This is a genomic window from Bacillus sp. CCNWLW194 (assembly GCF_037120585.1).
GTDB lineage: Bacteria > Bacillota > Bacilli > Bacillales > Bacillaceae_G > Bacillus_A > Bacillus_A basilensis.
Genome location: NZ_JBBBBL010000007.1, coordinates 59462 through 77027 on the forward strand (window position 1 = coordinate 59462; position 17566 = coordinate 77027).

At 31.7% G+C, this 17566-nt stretch carries 14 protein-coding genes and 2 pseudogenes; 5 read left to right on the top strand and 11 right to left on the bottom strand.

From position 1 onward, the window contains the following. Positions 1-11: 11 nt before the first annotated feature. The 5 genes and pseudogenes from V7S50_RS17065 to vanR-A all read right to left on the bottom strand — a co-directional run bounded on the left by V7S50_RS17065 (position 12) and on the right by vanR-A (position 4688). Positions 12-995 carry a glycerophosphodiester phosphodiesterase family protein gene (locus V7S50_RS17065; RefSeq protein ID WP_242254413.1) on the bottom strand — a complete coding sequence of 328 codons (984 nt, stop codon included), beginning with the start codon at positions 993-995 and terminating at the stop codon, positions 12-14. Between the two features lie 294 nt (positions 996-1289). Next, the gene (locus V7S50_RS17070; RefSeq protein WP_242254415.1) at positions 1290-1928 is read right to left on the bottom strand and encodes a VanZ family protein; all 639 of its coding nucleotides are present in this window, start codon (positions 1926-1928) and stop codon (positions 1290-1292) included. 56 nt (positions 1929-1984) lie between these two features. After that, positions 1985-2227, bottom strand: a pseudogene (locus V7S50_RS34050) (D-Ala-D-Ala carboxypeptidase VanY); the annotation flags it as partial. Between the two features lie 621 nt (positions 2228-2848). Then, entirely contained in the window at positions 2849-4003 is a 1155-nt protein-coding gene (gene vanS / locus V7S50_RS17080) for a vancomycin resistance histidine kinase VanS (RefSeq protein WP_242254417.1), read from the bottom strand. Further along, the gene (gene vanR-A / locus V7S50_RS17085; protein ID WP_242254420.1) at positions 3993-4688 is read right to left on the bottom strand and encodes a vancomycin resistance response regulator transcription factor VanR-A; all 696 of its coding nucleotides are present in this window, start codon (positions 4686-4688) and stop codon (positions 3993-3995) included. The genes vanS and vanR-A overlap by 11 nt, the downstream gene beginning before the upstream one ends. Before the next feature lie 100 nt (positions 4689-4788). Between vanR-A and V7S50_RS34055 the strand changes: the two are divergent. Continuing rightward, positions 4789-4899: pseudogene (locus V7S50_RS34055) on the top strand (Tn3 family transposase); the annotation flags it as partial. 444 nt (positions 4900-5343) lie between these two features. Here V7S50_RS34055 and V7S50_RS17090 read toward each other — a convergent pair. The 6 genes from V7S50_RS17090 to V7S50_RS17115 all read right to left on the bottom strand — a co-directional run bounded on the left by V7S50_RS17090 (position 5344) and on the right by V7S50_RS17115 (position 12749). Continuing rightward, the gene (locus V7S50_RS17090) at positions 5344-7326 is read right to left on the bottom strand and encodes a serine hydrolase (protein ID WP_309260278.1); all 1983 of its coding nucleotides are present in this window, start codon (positions 7324-7326) and stop codon (positions 5344-5346) included. Between the two features lie 388 nt (positions 7327-7714). After that, the gene (locus V7S50_RS17095; RefSeq protein WP_063222316.1) at positions 7715-7930 is read right to left on the bottom strand and encodes a DUF2164 family protein; all 216 of its coding nucleotides are present in this window, start codon (positions 7928-7930) and stop codon (positions 7715-7717) included. A gap of 302 nt (positions 7931-8232) precedes the next feature. Continuing rightward, a complete protein-coding gene (locus V7S50_RS17100) occupies positions 8233-9435 on the bottom strand; it encodes an MFS transporter (RefSeq protein ID WP_242254423.1) in 1203 nt (400 codons plus the stop codon). A 74-nt stretch (positions 9436-9509) separates the two neighbouring features. Then, the gene (locus tag V7S50_RS17105; RefSeq protein ID WP_242254434.1) at positions 9510-10559 is read right to left on the bottom strand and encodes a Gfo/Idh/MocA family protein; all 1050 of its coding nucleotides are present in this window, start codon (positions 10557-10559) and stop codon (positions 9510-9512) included. 17 nt (positions 10560-10576) lie between these two features. Then, positions 10577-11437 (bottom strand): HAD-IIB family hydrolase, encoded by an 861-nt coding sequence (locus tag V7S50_RS17110; RefSeq protein ID WP_242254436.1) that lies wholly within the window; start codon positions 11435-11437, stop codon positions 10577-10579. After that, on the bottom strand, positions 11424-12749 hold the full coding sequence (locus V7S50_RS17115) for a DegT/DnrJ/EryC1/StrS aminotransferase family protein (protein WP_242254438.1): 1326 nt from the start codon (positions 12747-12749) through the stop codon (positions 11424-11426). Before V7S50_RS17115 ends, V7S50_RS17110 begins: the two co-directional genes overlap by 14 nt. A gap of 98 nt (positions 12750-12847) precedes the next feature. On the opposite strand from V7S50_RS17115, the gene V7S50_RS17120 reads away from it, so the two are divergent. The 4 genes from V7S50_RS17120 (at position 12848) to V7S50_RS17135 (ending at position 17533) form a co-directional block, all read left to right on the top strand. Further along, positions 12848-13837 (top strand): LacI family DNA-binding transcriptional regulator, encoded by a 990-nt coding sequence (locus tag V7S50_RS17120; protein WP_000256373.1) that lies wholly within the window; start codon positions 12848-12850, stop codon positions 13835-13837. A 280-nt stretch (positions 13838-14117) separates the two neighbouring features. Further along, complete coding sequence (locus V7S50_RS17125; RefSeq protein ID WP_336376459.1) at positions 14118-14543, top strand: hypothetical protein; 426 nt, start codon at positions 14118-14120, stop codon at positions 14541-14543. Positions 14544-15144: 601 nt separating this feature from the next. After that, positions 15145-15714: a methyltransferase gene (locus tag V7S50_RS17130; protein WP_336376460.1), complete on the top strand. Its 570-nt coding sequence runs from the start codon at positions 15145-15147 to the stop codon at positions 15712-15714. A 409-nt stretch (positions 15715-16123) separates the two neighbouring features. Continuing rightward, positions 16124-17533: a phosphatidylinositol-specific phospholipase C gene (locus tag V7S50_RS17135; protein WP_242254443.1), complete on the top strand. Its 1410-nt coding sequence runs from the start codon at positions 16124-16126 to the stop codon at positions 17531-17533. Positions 17534-17566: the final 33 nt, after the last annotated feature.

The following is a 17566-nucleotide window of genomic DNA, read 5'->3' on the forward strand; positions in this document are numbered from 1 at the left end:
TATATTATCCCTTATTTCTTAAATACAGGTGCTATTTTATCAATGCGATTTGTCCAAATTCCACCTGTATAATCTTCAGGAAGGCGTTTTATATCTTCAGATGAGTCAAATCCACTTGAAAACCCAAACCCATTTCCTCCTACAATGATAACTCGAGTATCTGCTTTATCCATTCGATTAAGAAAACGATTTGGCCATCCCCAAAGCCAAGGAGCCACTTTGTCTGGTATATGTAATTCTCCATGCTTCAGGCTTGAAGGTATGTAGCCAGTCCACCCTAATGCCATATAAGTAATAAGATCTTTTTTCATGGTCGCTTTTGACATTGTTCGTAAACTAGGGATGCGCTCTTTTATCGCAGCAATTGGTTTATCACCACCATATACAGTTAGTTGATCAAGGCGCTTCGCTGGTAATTTCTTGAGGTGAGTAGCCAATTGAATTCCTTCATTTTCATCATCACTTTTAATATGAATAAGAAAAGAACGGTCTGGAAAATGGGTAAGTACTTCATCAAGTGTTGGCATAAGATTAATCCCTTTGCCACGAAACGGGAATGTTTTACCCCCATCAGCTGTATAACCGTAACCAATATCAAGTGCTTGTAATTCTTTTGTTGTAAAATCTCTTGTAACACCTTTACCATTAGTACGGCAATCAAGAGTCCAGTCATGAAAAATAACAAAATTATTATCTTTAGTTGGTTGAACATCAAACTCTACTAGATCAGCTCCAGATTTAAATGCCGCTTCCATAGATGGAATTGTATTTTCTAAATAAGAATGTTCAGGTTTATTTATACGTTCTGCTGTACATGTATCACTCTCAACCTCTTCCATGCTAAATGTTTGTGAAAGTCCTCGGTGAGCAAGAAGAAGAGGAGTCCCATCGTCCCTCTTAGCAAAAAAAGAACTGTTATTTACATAAACAAATACGAATAGGATAAGAATTATCCAAGTCATTTTACGTTTCAGTATCCTTTTTAGTTTGTTCATTGTATGCTCCTCTTAAATTTTGGTTGAAATGCCTTAAATAATTTTCGGCATTTAAATACTGGTAAATATTAAAGCCTATCTTATTTTTTTACAATGGATATAATTGTTAATTAAAGGCTAGTACTTTGATATAAAACGAGAGCAATAGAAATCAATTCAATAACCACTCAACTTTCAGTAAGAATAGTTTTGAAAAATTTCTATGAGAATTTAATATAAATGGGTATATGTAATATCCTATTATTTAAGAATCAATTTGCTATATGTATATTATCTGACAGTATCTTAATCACCTTATTGAAGGATTAGAGGCCGTCTAAATAAAACTGGATAATAAATCAACATCATACCTATAAATGAGCAAACTAAATAAAAAATAGCCTCGTATTTTATTACTAGAGAAATATTATTATCAATCTTTTTTTCATCTCTTATATATATCATTTTGAATAATACTCTATATAATAAATACCCAATAATTGCTCCCAGGGTGTTCATAGATAAATCATCAATATCTGTAATTCTATTATCTAGCAATTGACCTAACTCAATAGCCAATGAAAAACCGAATCCAGCATAGGCAGCACTTTTCATTGTTCTAAACTGCGGCCAAATAGTCGGCAATAAAAAACCTAATGGCATAAACAGTAAAATGTTTAAGACATAAGTAGTCATACCTTCAGAAGCAAATGGAATCAAGTTAATTTGATTTGCACGAATTAATGTTTCGTATCTACCTATGTCCCATATAGTCCCTATCTGCGTTACCTTATACACTAGTGAAAGGTAGAATAGAAAAACATACACCCATACAAAATGCTGAATAGATATATTTTTTTTCGTTTTAAAATAAAATCCAATTTGAAACACTATACAAAAAATAATAGTAAAAAAATAAGTATATAAATAATTAATCAAAACTCCTGAATGCATTTAAAATCTCCTAACTTTACATTGTAATCTATAACTTTGTCATTTTAGAATATAATTCAAGCACGGGTGGTCACAATCACCCCATCTATATTATTTCCAGGTATTTCACAAAATTCATTTACTGGTATTTCAACGTCAATTGTCTTGTTTTGAAAAAAGGGATAATATGAAATCGTATATTTTTTCCCATCAATGCTTGCTGAAATGCTCTCTTCTTCTTTTAAATAATCCAGGTATTCTTCCAAGGCTAAATTCATTTTTTGCATAATCGTACTGTGAGGCAAACCGACATAGCGAATAGGCTATTTACTGTTAATTAAGAGCAAATTCCCTTGATAGATCTGTTCTTTTACAATCTCTTTCTTTTGAATAATTGAGGTAGTCCCTGTATTATCTATGTTATCTTTGTGATTTTGATTATATTTTTGTACCTCTACTTTATTCTGAAAAAACAGTGCTTTATTCATGAAAGCAAAACCTAAGAAAAATAACAATAAAAAACACTACTTCTTCATTTTCAGCTTCCTCCTTAAGTAAATGACTTGATGATGATGTCACGCTGATTCAGCGTTGAAGATTTCGGATATGTAACTCTTAACGATTACTTTCTGCAAAGCGAAGCTATATCTATGTGGATACTCTGTTCAGTTGTGTGCAGGTACATCCAAAACAGCAGATTGCTCATTTGACACAATTCGTTAAAAGGAAAAGAAATATTTGTGTCACTCTTTTTCTAAACATTTGAGCTATTTTAATCCACGCATAAGTTATCATATCTTTCTTTGACGAAATAAAAAAGCTCGTTCTTCTGGTTTAAGTCTACCGCATAAGAACGAGCCATTTTTTAATATTAAATTGTTAATTTCCTAAGAAAAAGTAGAAATAACCTTAAGAATTTCTTAAGAAACAATGATTATTTTCTATGAACCCTCTTTATCAACCCAGTCTTGAAAGGCTGGAAGCTCTACCGTGAATGTCGTAGAGTTATCATTACTTTCCGCGTAAATCTGTCCACCATGCTGAACAATGATTTCTTTTGCAATCGCCAATCCAAGTCCCGCGCCGCCCGTATCAGAAGAACGGGCATCATCCAATCTGTAAAACTTTTCAAATATGGTAGCGAGTTTATCTTTCGGGATGCATCCAGCGTTCTCGAAAACGATAGATACCACATCCTCGGATAGGTCCGCCTTAATGTCAATAACGCTGTCGTCCTTGCTGTATGCAGTGGCGTTTTTCAAAATATTGTTAAAGACCCTCGCTAGCTTATCAGGGTCACCAAATACGGTCAAATCTTCAGAAGCATGGAGTACCACCTGTTTTCCCTTCGCGGCAAGCTGGGGATAAAATTCATCAGTCATTTGCACCAACATATAATATAGATCTATATGTTTTTTCGTGAGCGTAATCGTTTGAAGGTTATATCGCGTAATTTCAAAAAACTCGTCAATTAGCTGTTCCAGGCGATACGCTTTTTCTAACGTGATACGCACATATTTTGCCTTTTGCTCTCTTGGCATGTCTGGTGCCTCGTCAAGCAGGATTAGATAACCGATAACTGATGTAAGAGGCGTTTTAATATCGTGTGCCAAGTACATAACAACTTCATTTTTTCTTTGTTCGGCCAGCTTTGCATCATGCTCTCGCTTTTCAAGGGTTCGCTTTAACGTGTTGAGCTTCTGTTCCATGAAATCCATTTCCGCAGAAAGCTCAATTTGTTTATCTTCGTTCTGAATAAGTATATCAATACCGGTATTTATCTCTTCAAAGTATTCTACAAATTTTAAAAGCATAACTCGGCATAGAATAAGAATACTAATGGCTACCGCCACATAAATAAAAATTTCTATATTGTTCCGTATAGTATACTGATATATTATCATTGCGTCCCAACGCTCTAAATGATAACTGTTTTCCAAAAAACGTACGATCCACTCTCCAAGTGTTCCTTGGATAAATAGACGTAAAAACAGCACAAATACAACTGCTGCCATGACAATCGTAAGGATATATTGGTAGAGTTTCCGTTTTAATTTTGAATAATCGATTTTTTTATTCTTATTTTTATTTTTCAATTTTATAGCCGATCCCCCATACCGTTTTTATATATTTCGGATTATCAACCGTGTCGTTCATCTTTTCTCGCAGATGTCGGATATGCACGGTGATAGTGTTATTACTCTTGCTGAAATATTCGTCACCCCATATCTCATGAAACAGCCGCTCAGAGCTAACCACATTTCCCTTGTTTTCACAGAGGATACGCAGGATTGAAAACTCGGTGGGAGTGAGAGATAACGGTTTCTCGTTCAGAGAACACTCATGCGTGCTTATATTAATAACAAGACCAGAGTGGACGATAATATTCTCGTTCTGTGCCGTTACTCCATTGTATTTTTTATACCGGCGTAACTGCGCTTTGACTCGGGCAATTAACTCTAGTGGACGAAAAGGCTTTGTAATATAATCATCCGCGCCAATTGTTAGCCCAGTAATTTTATCTACTTCTGTATCTTTCGCTGTCAACATGATAATTGGATAGGTATGCTTTTCTCTTATTTTTTGACAGATAGTGAGACCACTTACGTCGGGAAGCATAATGTCCAATATTGCAAGGTCAATCGCATTCTTGTCTATACATTCCAACGCTTCTTTAGCAGTATAGTATTTGAAAACCGTATAATTCTCGTTTTTCAAGTATAGCTCAACCAAATCGGCAATTTCACGTTCATCTTCCACAATAAGTACTTTATCACTCATGATTACCAATCCTCCTTTATGGATGTGCTTTTCTCAATCGGAATCTTTTCTGAATAACGAGCCTATCATACCTATTAAACCAAGTAAAGTCATATTGCTGTATACAGACACAGTCGGTTACACAAAATAGATTTTCGGATTTACCCATTTATTGGGGTTTAATTTTACGCCAAGAATAAGAGATCTATTGGACTCAAAATTATTTACAATAGTTAAAGCAATATACTCTCCCTTTAGAAAAAAGAACAATTTCGTCTTAAATTGACTTTGCATAATCTTAACTTGATAGCAATGTTTGCGCTATTTCAAAATACTAAAATCTCCTTCAAAAAAAGAAAGGCGGTAACGAATGTATTACTGTGACCTGGCTTGGACTGAATCCCCTTGTTATAGGTTTTTATATTATTATTATTAATTACGGTACATGAAATTATTATTAATAATATAAAAAAAGCTCCCCTAAAAGGAGCTCCTTACATTACAAAACGCTTATGAAATCCTTCTAATTACAGCTATACTTAAGATTTGGAGTATGCTTATAACTCCGCCACCTCTATTTGTTACGAATAATCATTGGTCAAAGATTATTCTTTTTCTGTGTATTATTTCAAGCTCTTTAGATCTTCTCTCTTCATGAAATTTATCTCAAAACAAATTAACTAGATAATAAAACGTAAAATAATAATGCAGCTGCCTCTTGCCGTTTCATACTTTGTTTTGATAGATAATCTGCTGATCCATCTTCATTATATATAACCTCAGGCCCTACTAAACGATGACCTACAATGTTTTTCACGGATTCTATTGCCCATTCATCAGTTTCTCCCTTTAATGTTGCATCTGCAGATGGCGCTCCTAACATTTTTAAATACTGCCAGGTAATCCATGCTGCTTCTTGTCTAGTAATTGCACGGTCTGGATGGAATTGTTCCCCTTCTTTTTCATATAAAATACCAATTTCATATAACTTTTGAATATGTGGTGCATATGGATGATTTTTCACATCAGAAAACACTGGTTCTTTTTTTGAAGGTGGCGTAAAGTAAGCAATTTGAGATAACCAATATGCAAACTCTGCTCGTGTAAGAGAAGATTCTGGAGTGAAATTCCCCTCCTTATTTGCTTGTAATACCTCGTATTGATGTAAAGGATTTATAAACTTAGCATATGGATGATTTTCATCTACGTCTTTAAATCTCTCAGGCTCACTTAGCTTCACCGCTGAACTACCAGAGTTCCAATGTATCATTTCTTTCACGGTACCATCTTTGTGAAGTTTAAACGCCATATAATTCCCTTTTTCATCCTCAAATAGTAAAGGGTCTATTTGTTTTAGCTCCTGTTTACCATATGCTTTATCACTTACATATAATTTTCCTTCACTTATGTTTACATGTGACATTAGGTTTTTTAATCTCAAATCACGGTAAACCCCTTCAAATTTCTTTAATTCTTCTTCATTAGGTTTCAAATATTCAGGCTTTGTCTTATCTGGGAAATATTCATTCATAAAATCATCAAATACTTCAACAGGTAGTGCTGAACTATCTTTATTTGTAACAACAAAAACTCCAATTCTATGCTCTGGAATTAACCACATTAAAGATGAAAAACCTGGTATATTTCCACCTTTACCAAACACATATTGCCCATTATGACTTTGCGGTGAAAAGAACTCAAATCCGTATGTCATATTAGGGTATTTGGGATGTAAAGCAAATTTTGTTTTTTGCATATCTTCTACAGTTTCTTTTTGTAGTATTTGGTTATTTTTAAATTTACCATCATTCAATTGAGCAATCATGAAATTGGCTACATCACTCCCTGTAGAAAACATACTCCCTTGTGGCATATCTGTTGGTCTAGTTTGATAAAATGGAATGGCATTACCTTTAGCATCATATCCTGTTGCTAACTTTTCTTTAATAAAATTTGTCATAACAAAACTGCTATTATGCATTTCTAAAGGGTAAAAAACATTTTTGGCCATATATTTGTAAAAAGGTGTGTTTGTCAGATTTTGAACAATATACCCTTGAAGCATAGAAGCAAAATTATCATATGTATATGTATCTCCTGGCTTTCTCACTACTGTGGGCATATTATCTTCTACATAATCTTTAAGCATTGTATAATCATTATCTTGATAATGGATGTCCTCTGGTCTAGGATCTACGTAATCAAACCCTGTTGTATGGGTAAGTAAATGCTCCATTGTAACTGGTTCATCCATGTTATTTTGGTACTTTAATCCCCCCATATAATTTACTATATCTTTATTTAAATCAATTTTTCCTTGCTCAACTAACTGCATGACAGCACTAGCAGTAAAAACTTTTGATATTGACGCTAATCGAAAAACTGTTTTTTTAGGATCGATGGGAGTATTCTTTTCTTTATCGGAAAATCCGAATCCCTTTTGAAATAGAATTTGATTATCTTTTACAACGACAAGAGCTACACCAGCTGCGTTTTCTTTTTTCATTTTCTCTGGAATTACTTTATTGGTGAATGCTTCTACATCTTTAGGATTTAATGTTATTGGTGCAACAGTTTCGGCTTTTGAATAATTGCTCCCCAGAAAAACTAACAAAAAACAAACACTTACAGCTACTAACCTTTGAAAATAAATTTTCATTATTTTATTCCTATTACCCAAATTAATTCCCCCTTTAATAATAGATTTATTGATTATTCATCCACAGGTTAACCAACCATATTCTACCATTATATAGTTATTTTTTCTAATTTTATTTCAATTCTGTCATTTATTAACTACTTTTGGAATTAGTCTATATATCATTAGGTTTTAGTTATAGAAAATGATATAGCATACAAAAATGCAAGACAGTCTTTAATATAGACTTTCATCGGCAAGTTTTTCATAATATCCTAAGAAAGAAAACACCCATCCTTTATAATCAATAAAATTGGATGGGTGTTTTGTAACGCATTACTTATTCTATTCTTACTGGGTATTAAGGTATCTAAAATGATACCTTATTTTTTCAATTGTCATTTAAAGTCTATTGACTGTATATATCTTTCTCTATATTCTTTAACAACATTTCCAACCTATCCCTAGTAACTTGATTAAAATGTGGATTTAATTCCTTTATTATGAATTCAAGTAACTCATAGCTTATGTATTCACCCAATTCCAGTGAATATTGTTCAGCTAAAAAGGACTTTAATTTTTTAGAGATATTAATCTTATCCTTTTTACTAATCTTTATCTCCATTCGATAACAAACCCCTCTTAGATTAATCTTAAAAGCTAATTAAAATAACTTTTTATTACTTATGAAAATATGTTCTTTACTACCTTATTGTATATACAACAAGGCATTCTTTTCATATCATAACATTCAATTGCCTGAGAACTGGTCACTGTTGCATATCATTTTTATTTTTGAAGTATCTCTGTTTTATATATTACACAGCACAATATATAAAACAAAGCCCAAATACAGAATTTTTAACTTTATCAACTTTTTTAGGAATTCCAAATAAAATTAATTTTTTCATATTATAAAAATTCTTTCTACAAATTTTTCATACTTTCTACCTTTTTGGCACTTTCATTACCGTAAGTTGCAATTTTCCTCATTTTTAAAATAATACAACCTAGACTCAATGCAAAAAGAGAAAATATCCCAAAAGTAACAGTTATAGTATTTAATGATAGACTCCAGCTAATTAGGAATGATACTAGCGCCCCCCCTAAACTGGCCGATGCAATAAATAAACTAGTCACTTCATCAATATTATTTTCCATAATACGGGAAGCTAAGATTAATGTTATTGGAAAAACACCCGCTATGACTAAACCAATAATGAAGATGATAAACAAATACATACCTGTACCTTGAACAAAGGGGAATAGAAATAATAGAATCACTAATGTAAAGCAACTAGATGTAATGTATGTCCAATAATTAAATTTATGAGCTAACTTACCTACAAGTATTCTTCCTATAACTATGGCTAACCAAAAACAAGATATACTTACTGAACTGATTAATTCATTATTGGTAAGAATCATTATAGTAGATAAAAAATTTGCAAGATTGGTTTCTATGCCTGCATATAAGAATGCAAAAAGTGAAATAAATACTATAACTTTAATCTTTTCACTTTTAAATTTAAGATTGAATGAGGAAAGGGATGCTCCTCCCTTTTCATTTTTTTGAGGAGAAAAATTTAGAAATTTTGTACGTCCAAGCATGTACCAAACAAATAGTGTAAAAATAAAGAATAGTAATATCCCATAAAGAATAAAATACCACTCATAAAATTTTGTAATATAATTAACTAGTAACGGAAACCCTAGCGCCCCAACCCCAAACCATACTTCGAGAATACTAAATTTAGCAGCACTATTCCTTTCTGTTGAAATAATAAAGGAACCCATAGTAGTTTCTAACAAACCTGCTCCATAGCCTAATACAAAACAAATAACGGCTAAATATGCCCATTCTTTAATATATATAAAACCTCCTAGAACGATGGACATTACTAAAACACCGAATGTTATTGTTTTAAAATAATGATACTTTCTTACTAGTATGGGTGAACTTAGAACACCAAATAAAAAACCTGTAAATTGAAAAAATATTAAAACACCTAATTGATCAGGGGTTCTTCCATAATATTGTATTAATGAAGGAATTAAACTACCGATGCAAACATGTATTATTCCTACAATAAAATAAAACAAGCAACCATAATAAAACATTAACCGCATCTTTTCTCAACTCCAATCCAAAATAAAAACAGGGATTTAAGTAAAAGTTCTAAACCCCTGTTTTTACCATAAAACTAAATAGTTGCTACAGATCGTTCTTTATTACTACTGCTTTTATCAAAAAACATATCCAATATAATTTGTGAACGAAATCCATCTTCAAATGTTGCTACAGACTTATTAGGACCACCTTCCGCAGCCTTAGCCCATTCTATAATTTCACTTCTAAACGAATCAGACCATTCAAAAATCTCATTTTCTGGATCGACTAGTAAAGGTAACGGTAACGGAATTTCATGTTTTTCCAATCCATCAAAAAGTATATATTTATTTGGCTCTTTAGAAGAATACTTATATTCTTTCTTCGTACCTATTACCTCTATACTAAAACCACAATCATCAAGAAATGAACTTTTAGATGTTGTAATATTAACAAAAACCTTATTTTTCAATTGGCCATAAACCTCAGCATAGTCATCGACAAAAACTGGTTTACTTTCTTTTTCCTTAACATTTGTTTTAATTTTAGTTCGAACAGTATCCTCTCTAAAATCACTCTCAAATAAAAACCATAGTAAATCTATTAGATGAATTCCCAAATCTCCCAAGGCTCCACTAGTTCTATTACTTTGAAAATCATCTCGCCAAGTAAACGAAGTTCTCCTAAAAGCGCTATTCTTTTTAAAATGCAATCTTACCACTACTATTTCCCCTAATTCTTCATTTTGAATTAATTGTTTTAAAGCCTTAACATAAGATAGGTAGCGATAGTTAAACCCCATTGAAGCGACTAAATTAGTATTTTTTGCTATTGTCATCATGTATTTTGCTTCTTCACAAGAAATTGCCATAGGCTTTTCACATAACACATGTTTGTTTTTTAATAACGCTTGAACTGCTTGAGATTTATGACAAAAATTCGGGGAAGATATTATTACCCCATCAACTACTTCTAGTAACTCTTCATAGCTATTAAAAACCTTCCCACCAAAATTCCCTACCAATTTATCGGCATTCTCAGAATTAACATCATACACTCCAACTAATTTACAATTATCAATAGTTGATAATGCTCTAGAATGAGCTCTTGCAATACTTCCTGCACCTATAATCCCAATATTCATTATATGAACATCCCCTTTTAATTAATAATGTGCTTTAGAGTATTTAAAATTCCAATCGAGTATTCACCTTGAGCTAGCATTGAGTGTGTTTTTTTGGCCTCTTCTGTTGCATTTTCTACTAAATAGCCATGCCTTACAGCTTGTAGCATCCTTAAATCATTCCCACTATCTCCAAAAGCAATTGCATTTGTTTTATCTAGTTCGTACTTGTCTAAAATAAATTTCACTATCTCATCTTTACCTGTTCCAAGTGGAATAAAATCTACATCATAGCAATTTTCTGGATCACCAGCTAATGGATTACATTTGTTAATATTAACTCCAACTTGGAATATCTCTCCGATTTCTTCTATCTTTTCTAAATTCTTTGCATCAATAAATTCATTTTGCTCTTCATAATAAAAATTAAATTTGTACTTAGAACTTCCTAATTGTGTCTGAGGTCTTAAAAAGATTTCATATTTCATTTCTAGCAATTTAATAATTCTTTCAATCTTTGAAGAATCAAAACCACCCTCTATAATTCTCTCTTCCCAAATTTGATCATCTATAGTAGTCCCATTACTATCAAAGTACGTTATTTCTGTACCTAATCCACTCGCCACAAAATGAGGGAAATACTGAATACTTCCCTTTTTCATTTTTTCAACAATTGATTCTAAACTACTTCCCGTTACCCAACCAATTACTAAATCCCCTTTACTTCCGTGTTCATACAAATACTTTTCTAACAATTTCATATTGCTTCTTTTAGAATCATCCATGTTATGAGGATAATAAGTTTCATCAAAATCACAGAACACTACATACTTAGGCTTTTTAACTTGTGGTAATCTTTCAAAATTTAAAGACTGTAAAACTTCATTACTTATTGACATTGAATAATCCCTCCAAAACGAAATTTTGCTCTTCTAACATCATGTTTGGGTGTAAAGGTAAATGTAATATTTCTTTATGAACTTGCTCTGTATTTAACATATTGTTTTGCAAATCATTTTCCTTTATCCACTTAGTATTTTGTTTATGAGATAATATCGGATAATAAATATCTGTTTCAATGTTATACAATTGGTACAATTTATTTTTCAACTCGTCTCTTCTTCCATTTTCAACTCTAATCGGAAAAAGGTGCCAGACATTATCTTCTGTCATTGTAGGTAGCTTAATTAGTTCTCTATCCTCTAATTCTTTTAAATCACGTATATATCGTTGAGCTAAATACGCCCTTTTTAAATTGTTATATGATAAGTGCTTAATTCTTTCCAAACCAATAGCTGCTTGCAAATTATCAATTTTAGAATTGAATCCAAAGTCTAATACCTTTTTATTTTTTTTATCAATTTCAAATCCATGATAACTATATTGATTGCAACGAATGGCAAGAGTTTCATTATCAGTAATTATTGCTCCTGCCTTACCACATACACCAAAATTCTTATATGGATTAAAACTAAGGACAATAATATCTCCATATTCTCCAAGATTTGAAGAACCAATAGCTTGACATGCATCTTCAATAACTCTTAATTGATATATATCAGCAATTTCACGAATTTTTTTCATTTCACATTGTTTACCATACAAATGTACAGGTAAAATGCATTTAGTTTTTGGGGTTATAGCTTCTTCTATTTTAGATGGATCAATACAATAACTCTTCTGATCTATATCTACAAATATAGGTTTTGCTCCGACTGCTAACACGGCATTTTCAGTAGCCGCAAAACTATTAGCTGGCATAATTACTTCATCTCCAGGCTGAATACCAATAGATAACAATGACACCATAAGGGCATCTGTACCACTGCTTGTTGCAATTACAAACTTTTTATTTAAATAACTTCCGATTACTTCTTCTAGCTTTTTTGAAAATGGTCCACTTGTAAATTGACCTGTTGGTAAAACATCTTTTAAAACTCCAATAATTTTTTCAACCTCATCTTGAGAAATCAACCGATTAACTGGCATAAATTCTATTTTCTGTATATTTTTTCTGCTATAATTGAAAATATCTTTTTCTATATCAATATCTATTTTCAATTTGTTTTCCCTAAATAATTTCTCTTTCATCTTGTGATTCGGCAATATATTACTAATTTCAAATTCTTTTTCTTTTGTTTCCCCCTGTAGGCACTTTAATAAAGCTAAATTGTCTTTACTATGTCCAGAAATTGTAGTAAGAGTTTTCACGTTAAATCACCTCTAAGAAATTATTTTGAAAATCATGAGTAGACTATATTTTATGTTATCGATTACATGTCAACATATTTTTTACGGAGGGTTTCTCTATGGTAACAATTAATGAAATAGCTAAATTATGTAATGTATCAAATGCTACGGTTTCAAGAGTTCTAAATAATCATCCTTATGTAAATTCAGAAAAACGTGAGAAAATAATAAAAGTAATGCAAGAATTCAACTATACTCCTAGTGCTATTGCTAGGAATCTTAGGATAAATAAGACACAAACCATTGCTCTATCAATTCCAAATATAGATCATCCTTTTTTCGGGAAATTAGCTAGAGAAATTTCTAAAGAATTATTAAAACACAATTACAAATTGCTAATTTATCAGACTTTTTATGAGAAAAAAATAGAGCTTGAATTACTTTCATTACTAAAGAATAAAGCTGTAGATGGTGTAATTCTCGCATCCCTAGAAAATAGTTGGGAAAATATAGAGCATTATTTAGCATATGGGCCCATAATACTTTGTAATGAGTATGAGGAAAATGCACCTATTCCGATAATTTGTTACGATGAATTTGAAGCTGGATACAAAGCTGTTAAACATTTAATAAGCAAAGGTCATAAAAAAATTGGCTTTTGTTTTGACTCTCTTAATAGTCAAGCACAATTAAAACGCCAACAAGGTTATCTGCATGCCTTAAAAGAAAAACAATTACCATTCAATAAAAATTGGCTATTTGGAGATGCAATTACTATTAATGATGGATTTAAAATTTTTGAGAAGCTAGATAAATTAAAAGATAAACCTACTGCATTATTTACTGGAAATGATCAAGTTGCTGCTGGAGTCATTAAAGGAGCTACTATTAAAGGGTATTCTATTCCAACTGACTTAGCTGTTTGTGGTTATGATAATCAATTAATTTGTACAGTTACAACCCCAACAATTAGTACTATTGATATTCCAATTGTTGAACTGAGTAAACGTACCGTTAACGAGATACTACTATATATAAATACAGATGAATCTATTAAACGTAAAATTATTGAATATCCTACTAACTTAATTATTCGTGAATCTACATAATTAAAATAAAAGTTTCTGCTTTAATTTATCTAATATATAAAAAGAGGACGTAAATAATAATGCGTTCTCTTTTTATATTAAGCTAAAACAATCCATTAAAATGCTTTTCACGAAGTCAAATATATAAAGTTATTAAGAAAGATAAGTACTAACATTTTAACTGTTACAATAGGTGACACCACATAATTCATACCCATGAAAAGCATTACATATCACTCCATATTCAGTAATAAATTTCATTTTATGATAATATTTAGATATTAAAATTTAGAGGATTTAGATGATGAAGAAATTAGTATTAGTAGTTGGTTTATCGATTGTAATGTTAGCAGCTTGCGGTGAAAAAGAAATGGTTCAACAGGAGCAGTCAAAAACACAACAAACAATGGTGAAAACAGAACAACCAAAAGATGAGCAGACACGAATGACGAAAAGTATTGAACGTAGAACCAAGGAGATTATAGAATATTTCGGTGGTACTGTAACAGCGGTTGAATTAAATAAAGAAAATAACTTGTATGTCTTATATGTTTTCGTTGACAAAACAGCATTGTCAAATGCTGACGAAGGCTTACGGAAAAATTTCGGCTACAGAACGAGAACAAAGTTAAAAGACGCCGTTGCGCAGAGTGGCTTGCAAGAATACGACAAAACAACCATAAGATACTTCACATCAGATGGTAAAACAGAAATCGAATTTGAATAAGCACTTCTACGTGAGTGCTTATTATTTTTACCTGTTATTTCAAGGTTTAGAAGACTATTTCGAACCTTTGACATTTAACCCCGGTTCGGAAAATTAGTACGCTCTTTTCTCTTTTCTTTCAATACATCATAACTTTGATTCTTTCTCATTATTTTGAACTCCCCCCTCTTTCACTTCATTTAGAAGTGAGAGAATCCTAAGAAAAGAATTCTTTCAAACTCTAATTGATTAGGCTATTCCCGTATCCCTTGCAATTAGAATCCCTATTGCTCCATTCTTTAAAATAAAAAATTGTGAAATTTTATAGCATTATGTACGACATTTGATATCAAATATATTACATTCACTATAGAATTAGTTTATTTATAGGATTTCTATATATAAACAAGGCACTAAATTGACTCTTAAGAAGTCATTACCATTGTATTTGTCTAAAAATTGAAAAAATATGTGTAGATAGATATCATCTAAAATACATATATAATTTTAATTCTCTGACATAATTCTTAAACCAGTTTTTTGTGCATTATGAAATAGAATATTACACAATGTCAGTCTTTAAAAGATTATATATCAAAACTTTAAGAGAGGAAGATAAACTATGAAGATGAAAAGAAAAATCATGATGACAACAGCACTTGCAGCTACGTTAGCTACAGGTGCACTACCTTCTACATCAGTATTTGCTGCAGAAAAAGAGGCTCCTATCCAACAAAAAGAGGCACAAATGAGTATTCAACCATTAGCACAAAATAATTTAGAAACAGCTGTTAATGCTGCCTTAAATGGTCCAGAAGTCAAAAAAATAAAAGTATTTGAGCATGAATTTAATGTAAAAGAAATAGAAGTAGTAAATCTAGGTGGAGGAAAAAAATATGTTAAGGGACAAATTTCTCATCATTTAAGTTTCCGTCCGGATGATCAATTTTATTATGAGTTTACTGTGCAAGATGGAAAAGTAGTAGATAAGCCTGTATTTAATATTGATAGAGGTGGTTGGACACCATTTGCTGCTCCACTTTTATCAATTCTTGCTGCGTATAATGGAATTTCAGTTAATCCAAATGATTTAAATACACTTGGGCAGCAGATTGGTAAAGTTATAGATGGAAGCTGGGAACATGCAGCCCAATCTATCGCAACTGTAGTTAGTCTAAGTTTTAATGAATAGTATGTTTTAATTTTTATTAGCATTGTAGGGACCACTTTTCCTGAATAGCCTTGTTATAAGAAATTCCTGAAACAGCTATAAATAGATTTTTACCGCTCACTCACATTATCTTAATTTGTTAACCACCTTATCATTCATAATATGTCACAAAATAGAAGTCTTTTTAAGGCTTCTGTTTTGTTTGTATACAATACAGCAAAAAGCTTATTTTTCACCTTTTTATGCTACTATTCTTTAAGAATCCGTTTGGCTATTAGATACAATTCATTACAGTAAATTTATAATATCTCAAGTTAGCTCACTACCCCTTTTTCAATTACAAAAATTCATTACATTAGGAATAGAAAACAATAAATATAGTCAAAAACCATCTTATTATAGCTATTATGTAAAGGTCAGGAGAGATAAAATGAACAAAATAAAAAATTTCTTTAAAATTAGCATCCTCACTTGTTTTACACTAGCAAGTTTAGGTACACCATCAACTATTTTAGCTGATAGTCATCCAGGTTATTCCTATGAACCCAATCTAGGTTATCAAAATCCATCGTGGATGTCAGAAGTAGCAGATTCAACAAAATTAAGTGAAATATCTATTCCAGGAACTCATGGCACAATGGCTTTACATGGCGCAAGTTTTCTTGATGAAAATTTGACAAGAAATCAAACTATGAGTTTACCCCAACAATTAAATTCTGGAATTCGATATGTAGATATGCGTGTGAAACGTGTAAAAGATTCTTTTGCAATGTACCATGGCATTGTAAATCAAAAAGCAGTGTTTGAAGATGTATTAAAAGATGCAATTCAATTTTTAAAAGATTATCCGACTGAAACAATTTTAATGCGCTTAAAAGAAGAAACTACACCTGCAAGTGGATCTTCATCATTTGAGGAAATATTTTTAAAATATAAAAACGTTAATGCTTCATATTTTTGGGATCCTAATTCCGTACCAGCTATAGACAGAAACAACCCTACTTTAGGAGATATCCGAGGTAAAATTGTAGTCTTACAAAACTTTGCATCCTCTCAATTATACGGTATTGATTACGATAGTTTGAATATACAAGATAAATTTGAAATTGGAAGCGGACCAGACGAAATATATGAAAAATGGAATGCGATAAAAACTCATCTACAAAGTGCAAATACTAACTTTAATAATGGAAAAATATATCTTAACCATTTTAGTGGTACGGGTGGTGCAGCCGCATTTTTAAATAATGTATATCCTTGGTTTGTTGCAAGCGGAAAAGAGAATAGAAATACTGATAGTAGCCCTAAGTTGATTCAAACGAATTACACTAATGCGTGGAGTGATTTCCCCCGCGATAGAAATGGGCAAGTATATTATGGTGGGATGAATACACTTGGGACCGAACTCTTACAACAAGGTAGAGTTAGACATTCTGGTATTATCGCAGCTGATTTTCCTGGGCCAGGTTTAATTGATAGTATCATTAAATTAAATGGTGTACATTCAAATGAAAAAGAGATATTAATTTCGCAAATCCCATCCGAATCTAGTCCTTTATCTGGACAACAAAATCGTTCTAGTCAAAACTTTAAAATTGATAATTTACCTGTAGGAACTAAAGAATTAAAATGGTTTATTGAGCCTTCAGAGAAAGATCATCCTTCTACTATCTCTTTCAATGTAATGATTGATGTTTCCTTAGGTACCGATTCTATTCGTTGGAAAAATATTTCACATGGATCTAGGACTGAGGCTTACTCAAATACTAAATATTATATCGCAAGTCCAATTGGTGCCACTAGCAAATTCACTGTGAAAATATACGCTATTACAAATTAGTAAATAAAAGAATCCCATTGGAGTTCCTTTTTA